The organism is Flavobacterium sp. ACN6, from assembly GCF_002304005.1.
Classification (GTDB): Bacteria; Bacteroidota; Bacteroidia; order Flavobacteriales; family Flavobacteriaceae; genus Flavobacterium.
Map to the genome: position 1 here is coordinate 205228 of NZ_MRCQ01000008.1, position 14396 is coordinate 219623.

The window sequence follows — 14396 nt, forward strand, 5'->3', positions numbered from 1 at the left end:
ACTTTCAGACTAAAAAAATGGAAGAAATTATCAATAAAGTTGCCAATAGTGCTTTAGAAGTTTTTGATTTAGAGGATTATTATCCAAAAGGAATGCGAGTGCAGATTGACATTTCGCAGTGGCTTTTGGAAGGATTTTTATTGAAAGAAAAAGACTTTAGAGAGCACCTAAAAAATCACGATTGGTCACAATACCAAGATCAATATGTGGCGGTAAATTGCAGTACAGATGCTATAGTTCCCGCTTGGGCATTAATTTTAGTCAGCGTTCATTTAGCTCCATTTGCAAAAAAAGTAGTCAACGGAACTATTGAGGATATGGATGCTAGTTTATACGAAGAAATCCTGAGTAAAATTGATTACTCTGTATACCAGAGTAAACCTGTAATTGTAAAAGGCTGTTCTAAGAAACCAGTTCCTATGCGTGCTTATATTTTAGCCACGAATTATTTACAGCCATTTGCCCGCAGCATTATGTATGGCGAAGCGTGTTCTGCAGTACCTCTATACAAGGAATCTAAGAAATAACCTGCAATTGCACCTGATTATCGTCTAGTTTTAATTGGTTTTTAGTATATTTGATAATACACTTAAACTAAACAACCATGAGAAAGCTGGCGTTATTACTATGCATTTTAGCGAACTTTGCTATTGTTCAGGCACAAAATTCAGAAAAAGAATTAATTCAGAATACCGAAAAAGCGGTAAAAAAAATAAACGATACAATTGAGGGAGAAGGCTGGAAAGCAAAGGGAACTGTATCTCTTTTGCTAAACCAATCGAGCTTCAATAATTGGATCGCAGGTGGCGAAGATAGTTTCTCCGGAACTTTAGGCATTAATTATGACTTCAATTATAAAAAAGACGATGTAACGTGGGATAATAAAATCCTTGCTTCTTACGGGCTTCTACAAACTAAAAACACCGATTTCGGAAAAAAGACTGATGACCGTCTGGAGTTTAATTCAATTGTTGGAAAAAGAGCTTTTGGACAATGGTACTATTCTTATTTCCTAAATTTCAGAACCCAATTTACAACAGGTTATATTTACGGTCAGGATCCCAACGGAAAAGAAATTAGAACGGAACAAACCAAATTTATGTCTCCTGGATATCTTACTACTGGACCTGGTATTTATTGGACAAAAGATGATAATCTTAAAATAAATTTTGCACCTCTTACATCAAAATTCACTTTTGTAGACAATGCCTATACAAGCGGAATTGATAGATTTACAGGCTTGCCTTATGTAGACGGCGCTTATTTTGGTGTTGACGAAGGCAAAACCATGCGTTATGAACTAGGTTTTTATGCTTCGGTTTATTATAAACTGGCAATCATGACCAATGTAACAGCAGAAAACACACTAAATTTATATTCTAATTATCTAGAAGATCCTCAAAATGTTGATATCAATTACTCTTTGAACATCATCATGAAAATAAATAAATTCTTGTCGGCAAATTTTGCTTTCCAAGCTATATATGATGACAATGCCTTTAGAGGACTTCAAACCAGACAGGTATTTGGTTTGGGAGTTAATTTTGGATTTTAATCTATAAAACCATAATATTTTACCGCAAAGAGCGCAAAGTTTTTTCAAAGCTAAATTTTATAAAATAAAAGTTCGCAAAGCTGGATGTTAATTTAGCTTTGCGAACTTTTTCTTTTATAATAATATAATAAAAATCTTAGCGCTCTTTGCGGTAAAATTTTCTGTTATTCCTCATCGTTTTCTTCTTCCTTCTCAATCGCATCCTTATAATCTGGATACAAGAATTTATTATAAGGAAAACGAGTAATATGAATTTGTCGAACAGCTTCATAAACCGTTTCTCTAAATTCTTCAAAATTCTCTTTATTTGAAGCCGAAATAAATAATGCTTTTCCCTCTCCAACATTACTCATCCAAGTTTGTTTCCATTCGTCGAGAGAATAATGTTTACGGGTTCTTTCCGTAATCAAATCATCTTCATCAATTGTAAGATGACGATAAGCATCGATTTTGTTGAAAACCATTATTGTTGGCTTGTCGTTGCTTTTAATTTCAAGCAAGGTCTTATTTACAGATTCAATATGATCTTCAAAATCTGGATGAGAAATATCTACAACGTGCAAAAGTAAATCTGCTTCGCGAACCTCATCTAATGTACTTTTAAAAGAATCAACCAATTGAGTTGGCAGTTTTCGAATGAAACCAACCGTGTCAGAAAGCAAAAATGGCAGATTCTTGATCACCACTTTTCGAACTGTTGTATCTAGAGTTGCAAACAATTTGTTCTCTACAAAAACATCACTTTTACCAATTGCATTCATCAAAGTCGATTTTCCAACATTGGTATATCCAACCAAAGCCACACGAACCATTGCACCGCGATTGCTGCGCTGAATGCTCATTTGTTTGTCAATCGTTTTGATTTTATCTTTCAATAATGAAATCCTGTCGCGTACAATACGTCTATCGGTTTCGATCTCTGTTTCTCCAGGGCCACGCATACCAATACCCCCTTTTTGACGTTCAAGGTGTGTCCATAAACCAGAAAGTCTTGGTAATAAATAAATACATTGCGCCAATTCTACCTGGGTTCTTGCGTATGAAGTCTCAGCTCTCTGTGCAAAAATATCCAGAATTAAGTTTGTTCGATCCAAAATTTTGCAATCGATAATTCTTGAAATATTCTTTTGCTGAGATGGTGTTAATTCATCATCAAAAATTACTGTAGATATTTTATTTTCCTTTACATAGAGATTGATGTCATCAATTTTTCCCGTTCCTACGAAAGTCTTCGGATTTGGGCGCTCCATTTTCTGCGAAAAGCGTTTAATAACTTCACCTCCAGCGGTAAATGTCAAAAACTCCAATTCGTCTAAATATTCATTTAGTTTTTCTTCACTTTGATTTTGAGTAACAATTCCAACAATTACTGTTCTCTCAAAATTTATAACTTCTTTTTCTAACATAGTCTTGAATAAGTTGCAAATTTAATCATTTGTAAGCTACAATCAATTACACAATTTCGATTTTAAATTTATATCTAAATCTTAATTTGCATTGAAACTAAAAAAATGGAATTCTGTTAAGATTTACCTCAACAAAATTCCATTTTTAAATAGTTTATAAATTTGAATGTTTACTCGTAAATAAACGTTTTTTCTGTTTTTACAATTCCGTTTTCTTCAATTTGAGAACAAGAAATCGGGAAGTTTAATTTGTTGTATTTATATTTTCTGCTTACCGCCACTAAAGCTGTAGACGAAGGACTGAAATTCATTTCATTATTGTATGAAATAGATTCAAAAGGAAATTCGTCTTCATGATAAGAAATCATCGGTACAATTACTTTATAATTATCTCCAAAAAGACTTTGAACAATCAATTGATCAACCGATTTTTTATCATCGTAAGTATAGGTTTTAGAAATTTTATCTCCAACCAATCCCCTATGTTTAGAAACATTATCATTTACATAAACATATTCAAGTTTTCCGATAATCTGTTTATTTCTATCACGAGAAGTACGTCTTACAATGATTCCGTTTTCAACAAGATACTCTATATCATCTACTAAATTTTGATGATTCGTGCTCTTTTTTGTTGTTACTTTTACCCTTGCTCCTTCATAGACAAAAGAAACCACTTTGGTAATATAATTTGGTCCTTCCTGATATTTTTTTACAAATTTGGTAATGTTGTTATCAGCATCATAAGAGTAGTTTACCACTTCTTTCCAGTCGCTTCCTACTTTGTCTTTTACTGTCATATCCAGCAGTGCATTTTTATTATAGAAAAAATGCTGTACAACATCTGAAGTTGTTATACTCTGGATTTTACCATCTTTAAAAACGAATGTTTTATTTACAATTTCACCGTCTTTAGAGTTTTGGTAATTTGTCTTTACAATATTAATCTGCTTTAACTTTACAGGAGCGTCCTGACTATGCATTAAACATGGAAAAACCATCATTAAGATGGCAATAAAGTAGGTTTTCATGAGGTATTTGTATTGATTTGGGATGACCAAAATACAAAATTCAATTAAACTTTAAGAATTTGAAATACAAAAACTACAAACTTTTAAACAAACTCTTAAAAACCAACACTTTAATTTCGGTTTTAAAAATTTCGTCTTACTTTTCTCCAAATATCTTAATATCATCGACCATAAAAGCACCGTTTAAAGTTTTATCTTTTCCTGATCCTATGTACTTAAATGCAATATGAATATTTCCAGAATACGCCGAAAGATCGATTCCTCCAGAACTTATAAACTCGCGTGAAGGTGTTGAAAGCGAAGGAACTTTAGCTTCCAATTTTGTCCATTTTGCTTTAGTAATACTAGAACCGTCAAAATTAGTTGAAACATATACTTCCAAAGTATTTAATGGCGAATCCATTTTTAAATCATGCTGCGCGCTTCTAAAAGAAAGCACTGCATTTTTATAACCCGTTAAATTTATTTTAGGAGAAACCAGCCATGCAATATTTTCTGCTGCCGTTGTACTTGTTGTATTAAATTCTGCATAGCCATTTCCAGCATACACCATACTTTTCCATAATTTGGCTGCTTTTTCAACAATATTGCTCCAGCCCGGCAAGGCAAAATTGACGTTATTTTTAACCGTTTGAAAATCTTCTGCAAAAAACGGAACATTCCTTTTTCCATTCATGACAATATCACTTTCAGATCGAACCATCAATTGATAATCTGTACCAAATTTGGTTAAAATTCCTCGAACTGTTCCACTTCCTTCTGGAACAAAATGATCTGCAAATTTTGCATAACTGCTCGTTCTGAAAATAATTTGATTGCCTGTTTTATCACGCAGATTCCAATTGGTTGACCCTCCCACATTATTTGATTCTTCAAAATAATGTCTTCCAAGAGCGGCTTCTGTAAATTCAACGTCACGAAGTTCGATTAGTGTATTTAACTTATTTTCAGCAAGTGCTTCTTCTACTGAAAGTGACTGCACCAATTGATTTTCGTCAACAATGGTACACGATGCATTTAGAACATTTTTATATTCATTTTGAGAAATTCTCCCAATTGTAGGATCTCCAGCATTACTAACATACAGACTTCCTATTCGTAAACCGCCATAATACAAATCTGTAAATTGATTTTTAAGTTTTACATACACTTTGTTTCCTACTCGGTAATCGATGTAAGTATTTGAAGCGTCGATTGGCACACTAAAACCTATTGCAGGAATCTTTTCAGAAGCTTTGGTCTGTAAAGAAATCGTTTTAAAAAAGTTACCGCCTTCATCACTTGAAACCACATAAGCTTCTATAATGTCATCGTAAACATATTGTTTGGCGACATTTCCAGATAATTCATATACTTTTTCGACCGTTTTATTTACAGTAAAATCTGGCTGAGTACATTCTAATTTTGGAGTTTCAGCTTCCGTACTGCAACTGCTTACACATAATAGTGAAATTCCAAAAATTGAATTTAAAAAAATGTTTTTCATGACAAATAAATTTTGATTTACAAACCAATTGTGAGGTTTAAAAAATAAGTTCTTCCGTAACCGTAATAATATTTTGGTCCAAATGATGGTGTTCCGCTGGAAATATCTTGATTTAAAGCTCTAAAATTGGCATTTCGAGCTTGTTCAAAACCGCCTGTTTTATATAAAAGCCCCAAGGCATTATTCACGCTGGCAAAAAGTCCGACATATTTCTTTTTAATTCGCCAAGATTTTCCGCCACTAATATTCAATAAGGCAGCAGGATCAAATTTTTCTTGTTTTAATAATTCATTTCCTCTTTCAGATGTTGCTTCAGGAAAAGGAAATCCATTTGCAGGATTGATGTAGAATTGTGATGTTCTTGAAATAGGCGAAACATCAATATAATTATCAGTCAAATAATTGATATTAGCGCCAATCCACCAAAATTTCGGATCTCTATATTCTAATCCTAATGAAAAAGCATTTTGAGGCATTCCAGCTTGTTTGTAATTTTTAAGATAAGCCGAACCAAAATCAAATGTAGTCTGCGCACCATCTTTTGCTGCGTTTGCATCATTTGTAATTAATACATTTGGATTGCTGTTGTAGGTGTAATTGCCGTAAGCGGCAGAGAAAGTGGTTTTTAATGTTTGAGAAATTTGATATTCAAAACTTAATTCTGCTCCTGTATTTTTCTTGTCTAACTGCGTTAAAGTCTGACTCACAAAAGCGTCTGTCGCATCATAACCAGCGCCATTATCAAAAATTCCTTCGGCATAAAAAAAGGACGTTTTAGAACTATTTTTAATCAAAGTATAATAAGCTGTTAATCGCAGTTTTAGTTTAGGCGAACGAAAAACGTAGCTGGCTTCGGCACTGCTTATGTTTTCACTTTCAATTCCATTTACTACAGCATTATTTAAGCGTGAATTTGAAAATGTGTTCCGAAGCGAGGGTGCTCTTGTTAAATGGGCACCATTAAAAAACAACGATTGTTTACCCGATATTTTATAGGTAAATCCGCCTTTGAAACCGAAATTTTCAAAACTTACTTTTTCACTTTTTCCTAAAGAAGTCGTGGCGTAAATTCCGTTTTGATACAATCCTTCGCGTTGATAATTGGACATTGAGTACGATTGTGCCAAATAAAATTCGGTTTTATTATAAGAGAATCTAAACTGCGTAAAAGCATCAATTGTATTGGCTAGAAAATTATAATTATAACCATAAATATCTCCTTCTTTTACTTGTCGATTCGGATGCTGCAAGTCAGACTGAGCGAGATTTCCTTTGTAAAACGGATCAATATCTTCGAAATATTTCCCTCCTAAAAGATCTAGCAAATATTGAAAATTATGTGATTTCAAATTCCGATATGTCACTCCTCCGTCAAAAAAAATGTTCGCAGTAATCTGTTTATTTAAATTTGAATTTACAGCAAAAGTTTTGTCATCTGTTCTGTCTTCATATACTATATAATGGCTTTGCGCTGGTTCATATCCATTTTGACTTATTTTTTGATTGGCCATATACATCGCGTTCCAATCTAATTGCGGATTCTCCAGTAGATTTATCCTGCTGTTTTCTGCATTTTCATAATCTGGAGTAAATTCACCTGAAAATTCACCATGATCTTTCGCATACAGTGAACTAAAATAACTTGGCATTTTTTTGTAATAAACAGGATCTGGGCTGTCTGCATTTTGATAATCGATCGTACTGTTACCCACTTTTCCAAATTGATACATTACACTCGAATTCAGACTTGTTTTGTCATCAATTTTAAAATAATGATTCAACATCAACAATGGCTCTTCTACATTTTTTATTCTTGCATTTCGCTTTTTTCCATTCTGAAATCCCCAGTACGAATTGTATTTTTCGCCCATTAAACTGGTTACTTCATTTGTATTTGGAGAGTTTTTCCCACGAGAATTTGGCGTGTAAAATCCAGTAAAATTGAGCGAATTTTTATTGTTTAATTTCTTTTCAACACTAATAAAAAAAGAATCTGCGTTAAAATTTGTTCCTTCAAAATAACCTTGATCTGCCCACCTTTTTCCTGCTGAAACCACATAAGCCCAGCCAGAAGCATTCATTCCAGATGCATAAGTCCCGATGGCGCGCCAAGTATAGGTTGTATTACTTCCTGAAAATGTGAGTGAAGTTCCTTTTCTGTATAAAGAAGCTCGTGTAAAAATCTGCTGTGTTCCTAAAACGCCTCCAAAAGTATAATTTGAAGCAGCCGTTCCAACTGAAAATTCCTGATTACGAAGTACATTATTTAATCCGCCCCAATTGTTCCACTGCGGTCTTCCGTCGTAGATTTTGTTCATCGTCATTCCGTTAAGCATCATCGTTCCGTTTTCACTGTCTAAACCGCGAATCCTAAATCGGGCCTGACCCCAATTAAATGCGGCCGCCTGCATAAAAGCATCTCTAGAAGATTGCAAAAGGCCAGAAGTCATTTCAGATGAACTATTATCATCTGAAAAATCATTGTCTGACAATGTGATTAACGCCGCAGGAGCCTCATCTGAATAAGTATCTTCTAGTTGGAGTACTCCTAGATTAATGTTTTCTTTTAATGAAGATTGGATTTTTAAAAGGTAATCTTTGTATCCTTGGCTTCTCAGTAAAAGTAACTGCTCTTTTTGCGGAAATATATGAAGTTCAAATTTCCCTGCTTTTGATGTGAGCTGCATTACAGCTGTATTCTGTATGGTCGCAACAACATTTTCCAACGGATTTTGCGTTCGAGCATCAATAACAATTCCTGAAACCGTTATTTCTTGCTGCTGTGGAAACGCAAAACCAAAAGACATTAAAATAAAAAACGTTAAGTACTTCTTTACCATTCAAATCCAATTTACTTTTAAAATTATTTCGGAAATCAATCCTTTATTCAAAAGATAAAATTGGTTTTTGGAAAAAGACAATTAAATTTTAAGCGGTTAGTCTTTAAATTCAAAAATAGACAAAATATTTAAATATAAGTAAATTCTCTCAAATTTATTTTGATTTAATGAAAAGCAGACGTAAAGTAATTATTTCTAAAAGGCAGTTGAATTAAATTGTTGTTCTAATTTTAGAAACCATGAAGGCAATTAAAACACCAAAAATTCCGATGAAGGCAAAAGAAAATTGAAGTCCAAAACTCTGTGCAATGTGTCCAATTACCGGAGGCCCCATTAAGAAACCTAAGAAACTCACACTCGAAACAATCGTTAAGGCTTCTCCAGCTGGTACAGTTGGATTTTTCCCTGCAATACTATAAACGGTTGGAACGATAGTGGCAACGCCCAAACCAACAAACATAAAAGCAATGGTGCACGGAATTATATAAGGAAGAAAAACTGCTGTGAAAAGTCCCGCCGAGATCATTACTCCGCTAATCTGCATAACACGCTCGCGACCAAATTTATTGATTAATCCATCGCCAAGAAATCGTCCGCCGGCCATCATAATCATAAACGAAGTGTAGCCTAAAACCACCAATGCTCCAGGCGCTTTTACAATATCTTTAAAATAAACACCGCTCCAATCGAACATAACTCCTTCGCTGGCCATACTGCAAAATCCGATTACACCCAGCCAAAGTAATGCTGTATCTGGTTTTACAAACATTTTTTTACCTTCTGGTTTTGCTTTTACTTTTTCTTTGGCTCTGACCAAAAATTTAAAATTAAAAGCGACCATAAGTAAAACGATTCCGCCCACAATTAAAAAATGATGCAACGGATTTAATTTTAAGGCAAGCATTCCTAAACCAACTAATGCTCCTGTAAATCCAGCAAAACTCCACATTCCGTGAAATGCAGACATAATTGTTTTTTTGAACAAAACTTCCGTGTAAACGCCTTGTGTATTTACTGCAATATTGGCTAGATTTCCAAATAATCCAAACAAAAATAAACCGAGGGATAATTGCAATGCTGTTGTTGCTAAGCCTAAATTAACTAAGCAGAAAACGTACATTATTAAAGAGAAAATTAAAATACGATGGCTCCCGAATTTGGTTACCATTTTCCCCGAAAAGGGCATAATAATTAACTGCCCAACTGGAAGCGCAAAAAGTATAGAACCTAAATCGCCTTCGGTTAAATGTAAGGCCGTTTTAATATCTGGAATCCTGCTCGCCCATGTGGCAAAACTTAAACCCATTCCGAAATAAAACATTCCAACGGCAAAACGAATTCGATTTAAATAAGACGCTTTTGCTTCTCTAAATACTTTCTTGATTTTACCTTTGGTCTGAAAAAGAGCTAATGGATTAAAATTTATCAGCATATTTAATTTTTAATGAATGAGATCTTTCAAAAATACTAAAAACGCGTGTTAATGTGCATATAACCTAGTGTTACACACAATTTACAACGTTATTGTTTATAAATTCGAAAGTTTTCAGTTGAAATCTTCTTATTAAAATTACAACTTTTCAGCTTTAGTAAAAATATAATTCCCATTTTTTATATAAATGATTCCATAGGGGCAAAATGTTTATAGACTATTCCATCTTCGGATATAAAAAAAACCTCAGCGAGGCGAAATATAAATGCTACGAAATACAAAAAACATATCGCTCTTCTAGAGCTTTTTTACGTCGGAGAATTTTATTGGCTATAAATATTTCACTCCTCTGGAGCTCTAATTTTAAATTGAAAAGAAAAGGCTGCCTCTAACTTTTTGAGCCAGCCTTTTTTTTGTTTCTTGTCAGTATTAATATTTTTCATCGGTAGAAAATTATCGATGTTTTATTATTTTATGTTCCTACAGAAGGTAAATGTGTCTGGAAATTATTATCTGCCAATGAAACATTCTTACCAAATATCTTATCCTATACTTATCACCTTTTGCTGTGCATTACTCGCAATGGCGGCTTCTATAACCTGCATTACTTTTACACCATCATCTGCTGTAACTGGCTCTTTTTGATTGTTGGCAATCGAATCGTAAACGCCATCAAAAAAACTGAAATAATTACCTTGAAGTGTCGGGATTTTTTCTCTTACTATTTTACCGTCAATTTCGGTATGTAATAGTCCCTGTAGGTTTTCATCTTCAGTTCCCCAAGTTTCCAGATTTGGCTTTTTACCAATTTTCAAATCGTCTTCCTGAACATCGCCTCGCGGTTTTAAAAAAGAGCCTTTTTTTCCGTGAATCGTATACGCTGGATTGGCTTCTCGCACAAAAAAACCTGCTTTTAATCTTACTCTGAAATTAGAATAAAACAAGGTCAAATCGATCCAGTCGTCTACAACAGAATTTTCTCTGGTTACTCGAATATCGCCAAATACAGATTTTGGACAACCAAACAAACTTACTGCCTGATCTATTAAATGCGGTCCCAAATCTTTTAGAACTCCCGCGCCGTCATTTGCCGTTTCTTTATGTGCTTTTGGACTCAACAACGGATTATATCGGTCAAAATGAAATTCTGCTTCAATCAAATCGCCCAAAAGACCATCGTCAATAACTTTCTTAATGGTTTTAAAATCGCTGTCCCATCTTCTATTTTGAAAAACGGCTAATTTTAATCCTTTTTCTTTTGCGATTGCTGCCAATTCTTTTGCCTCGGCAACTGTTGTAGTAAAAGCTTTTTCGACAACAGCATGTTTACCTGCCAAAAGTACTTTTTTAGCATATTCGTAATGCGTTCCAACTGGTGTGTTTACGATTACGAGATCAACATCATCGCTTAATAATTCGTCTATAGACGCATAACTTTTAACGTATGGATAGTCTTCCTGAATTAATTTTTTGCTTCTTTCCCAAGAACCCAATAATTCAAATCCTTGGTGAATATCTAAAAACGGAGCGTGAAAAACTTTTCCCGACATTCCGTATGATAATAATGCTGTTTTTATTTTTTGCATGTTGCTCTGTTTTTTTTTTGTCACAGATTAAAAGGTTTTTTTTTGTTTGCCACGAATTGCACTAATTTCCACTAATTTATTTAAGTTTTTAAACGCATCGATTTATGAAAATTTGTGCAATTAGCGGCAATAGAAAATCATTTTAACTTTGTAATCTGTGGCTAAATTTTTAAATCTTAGCTCTTTCGTATTGTTTTGGCCATTGAATATCGCTGTCTAATAGTTTAGCGAAATCCAAAGGTAAATTCGGGTTTCTTAATGATTCTCTGGCGAATAAAATTAAATCGGCTTGACCTTTACTTAAAATTTCTTCTGCTTGTTTAGCTTCTGTAATTAAACCTACGGCGCCAGTTGAAATATTGGCTTCTTTTTTTACTTTTTCTGCAAAAGGAACTTGATATCCTGGACCAAGTGTAATTTTTTGATGTGAAACCAATCCGCCTGAAGAGACATCTATTAAATCTACTCCTTTTTCTTTTAGGATTTTCGAAAGCTCTACAGATTCTTCTGGATTCCATCCGTTTTCTGCCCAGTCAGTTGCTGAGATTCTAACGAACAAAGGCAGATCTGACGGCCACTCGGTTTGAACTGCTTCTACAATTTCAAGTGTAAAACGAATTCGGTTTTCAAAACTTCCTCCGTATTCATCTGTTCTTACATTTGTTAATGGAGATAAAAACTGATGCAGCAAATATCCGTGTGCTCCATGAATTTCTAGAACCTGATATCCTGCCTCAACCACTCTTTTTGTTGCTGCTTTAAAATCCGCAATCACTTTTTGGATTCCGTTTTTATCCAATGCTTCTGGAAGAAATGGTTCGTTATCGTGATACGGAATCGCACTTGCAGAAACTGTCTGCCATCCGCCTTGAGCGAAATCTAACTTTTTATTTCCGAGCCAGGGAGCCGAAACACTTGCTTTTCGTCCAGCATGCGCCAGTTGAATTCCGGGAATTGAATTTTGAGAAACAATAAATTTAGTGATTTGTTTTAGCTTTTCGATATGTTCATCTTTCCAAATCCCAAGATCAGAAGGAGAAATTCTGGCTTCCGGAGAAACAGCTGTTGCTTCCTGAATAATTAATCCCGCGCCGCCTGTTGCTCTACTTCCTAGATGAACGAGATGCCAATCGTTTGCAAAACCATCTTCGGAAGAATACTGGCACATTGGAGAAATGACAATTCTATTTTTTAGAGTGATATTTTTTATAGTAAGCGGAGAAAATAATTTCGTTGCCATATACGTGTAACTTTTAGTGATTTTTTACTGCCCATTGAATAAGGCAGTGTTCAAAAAGTAAAGTTACAGTATCTTGTTAAAACGAGAAATCGAAATGTTTATTAATTAACAAACATTTAATTTCGGTTTTTTATAGATAGAATAATTCCCAAATGAATTTGAAAATCTTCTAAAAGTGAAGGTGCTTCAGGAATAAAACCATTTGTTTTATATGACATTCCCATATTAAAATAAGCTGTTGGTTTCTTTTCATCTTTAGCTTTTGAAAATCTCATAGCAAATTCAGATTTTAAACCAACTCCAAATTCTCTTTCTTTTGTTCTAAATTCCAAATTTTTCGGTTGTTGCCAAAAATCTAGAGAAGAATTCAATATATACCTTTCATCATAAAAAGTATAATTATGTAAGGCAAGTCCTCCTGCAAAAAAAGTATGGCTTTTGTTGAAATATTGGCGGAAATAAGGATTGAATTTGAATTTATCCTTAATTTGTAAATATGCATTTTGTTCTGTAAAATATCCAAATGGAGCTAAAGAATAATTAATCGAAAAGTTTCCAATTACATCTTTTGACAATCTATAATTTCCTAGCTTCCAAATATTAGGATTTAAAAAATTAATGAATGAAATATATCCGATTCTCTTCGCGTACGATTTTTCTTCAAAAGTTAAATCCTTTCTTTCAGTATAGCGGTAAAACTCCATTGCAGGCCTATGTAAATGACGTATCATTCCATAGATATCATTTCCAACAACATCTAGATCAAGTTCTTTACAATCTGCTTCTTTAATTCTTGAAGTTGAATTATAAAAAGAAGTAAAATAATACAATTGAGTCCCTAATTTTCTCATTAAATAATCTGGATAAAGAACTTTGTAACTTTCTTCACTAAAATTAAAATACATATCAGATTTTCTTAAATAAGCATAATCCGACTCCAACCCTGCCGTATGCAATCTAATATAATTTGGTAAGGAATTATCTCTCAGGTTAATTAACGTTTCATTACTAACTCCTGTCACTTTAGCAACGAAATTTTTGTCTAAAAAGGGTTTGTTAACACTTCCTATTCCAAGTTCTGAAAGTACTGACTGATGCCCAGCTTCATGGGTAATCGCTTGTCCGATTAAAGAAGTAAATATCAGCAAACTGGTTGAATATATTTTCTCATCTTTTTTTGTTAACGATGAATTGGTAATCTCGTCACCAATATATCGAATAGAATTTAACATAAGATCATCACTTTGAGACATTGTGAAAAAATAGTCCTTTCCATCATAAAGATTATAATTATAATATTTGGATTGAGCCTTATTTACAGTCGCTATAAAAAAAATAATGATACTAAAAGTATATTTCATGATGATTCTTAAATAAAAAATTTAAAACTATCCCACATTAATAAAATCTATCTATAAATTAAAGCTGGATAGTTTTTTTTTAAATTTGAACATTCAAAAGATTAATCTAAGGCATCTAAAAGCATCCTTGTTCCTAAGGCTATTAAAAAGAATAATCCCCACATAAATCCTCCTGAAACTTCCTTTTGTTGCTTTTTTGACATTTCCACAACACCTATTTTATCAAAGTCTATCATAACACTTTTTTTAAGTTGTTAGTAAATACGCAATTGCTCCTACAAGAATTCCCGCGATAAGTTCTAATAAAAAACCCGCTTCAATTTCTTCCATTTCATGAGCTTTTAACTCAACCAAATTCAATTCTTCTAAATTCATAACTTTAAAATTTAAATGGTTAATTAATAAATTCCAACAAAAAATCATTTCTCGAGAAGTATTTTGTTATAGCAAACTTATTAG

The 14396-nt window shown here is 33.5% G+C and carries 12 protein-coding genes; 2 read left to right on the plus strand and 10 right to left on the minus strand.

The window, feature by feature from the left end; genetic code table 11:
- Positions 1-17 precede the first annotated feature (17 nt).
- Together BSF42_RS14175 and BSF42_RS14180 are read left to right on the plus strand one after the other, a co-directional pair.
- Positions 18-527 (plus strand): DUF2480 family protein, encoded by a 510-nt coding sequence (locus tag BSF42_RS14175; RefSeq protein ID WP_095953735.1) that lies wholly within the window; start codon positions 18-20, stop codon positions 525-527.
- Positions 528-604: 77 nt separating this feature from the next.
- Positions 605-1555, plus strand: a complete 951-nt coding sequence (locus BSF42_RS14180; protein ID WP_095953736.1) for a DUF3078 domain-containing protein — start codon at positions 605-607, stop codon at positions 1553-1555.
- Positions 1556-1719: 164 nt separating this feature from the next.
- Here BSF42_RS14180 and hflX read toward each other — a convergent pair whose 3' ends face one another.
- The 10 genes from hflX to BSF42_RS14225 form a co-directional block, all read right to left on the minus strand.
- On the minus strand, positions 1720-2961 hold the full coding sequence (hflX, locus tag BSF42_RS14185; protein WP_095953737.1) for a GTPase HflX: 1242 nt from the start codon (positions 2959-2961) through the stop codon (positions 1720-1722).
- A gap of 170 nt (positions 2962-3131) precedes the next feature.
- Positions 3132-3992 carry a hypothetical protein gene (locus BSF42_RS14190; protein ID WP_095953738.1) on the minus strand — a complete coding sequence of 287 codons (861 nt, stop codon included), beginning with the start codon at positions 3990-3992 and terminating at the stop codon, positions 3132-3134.
- Positions 3993-4128: 136 nt separating this feature from the next.
- Positions 4129-5478, minus strand: coding sequence for a DUF5689 domain-containing protein (locus BSF42_RS14195; protein ID WP_095953739.1), 1350 nt, complete (start codon positions 5476-5478; stop codon positions 4129-4131).
- Positions 5479-5495: 17 nt separating this feature from the next.
- Complete coding sequence (locus BSF42_RS14200; RefSeq protein WP_095953740.1) at positions 5496-8318, minus strand: carboxypeptidase-like regulatory domain-containing protein; 2823 nt, start codon at positions 8316-8318, stop codon at positions 5496-5498.
- 211 nt (positions 8319-8529) lie between these two features.
- The gene (locus BSF42_RS14205; protein ID WP_095953741.1) at positions 8530-9750 is read right to left on the minus strand and encodes an MFS transporter; all 1221 of its coding nucleotides are present in this window, start codon (positions 9748-9750) and stop codon (positions 8530-8532) included.
- Positions 9751-10292: 542 nt separating this feature from the next.
- Positions 10293-11336 carry a Gfo/Idh/MocA family oxidoreductase gene (locus BSF42_RS14210; RefSeq protein ID WP_095953742.1) on the minus strand — a complete coding sequence of 348 codons (1044 nt, stop codon included), beginning with the start codon at positions 11334-11336 and terminating at the stop codon, positions 10293-10295.
- A gap of 169 nt (positions 11337-11505) precedes the next feature.
- Positions 11506-12576, minus strand: coding sequence for an NADH:flavin oxidoreductase/NADH oxidase (locus BSF42_RS14215; protein WP_095953743.1), 1071 nt, complete (start codon positions 12574-12576; stop codon positions 11506-11508).
- Positions 12577-12692: 116 nt separating this feature from the next.
- Positions 12693-13937 (minus strand): hypothetical protein, encoded by a 1245-nt coding sequence (locus tag BSF42_RS14220; protein ID WP_095953744.1) that lies wholly within the window; start codon positions 13935-13937, stop codon positions 12693-12695.
- A 101-nt stretch (positions 13938-14038) separates the two neighbouring features.
- Complete coding sequence (locus tag BSF42_RS22765; RefSeq protein ID WP_256385379.1) at positions 14039-14173, minus strand: hypothetical protein; 135 nt, start codon at positions 14171-14173, stop codon at positions 14039-14041.
- Between the two features lie 10 nt (positions 14174-14183).
- A complete protein-coding gene (locus BSF42_RS14225) occupies positions 14184-14312 on the minus strand; it encodes a bacteriocin (RefSeq protein WP_095953808.1) in 129 nt (42 codons plus the stop codon).
- Positions 14313-14396: the final 84 nt, after the last annotated feature.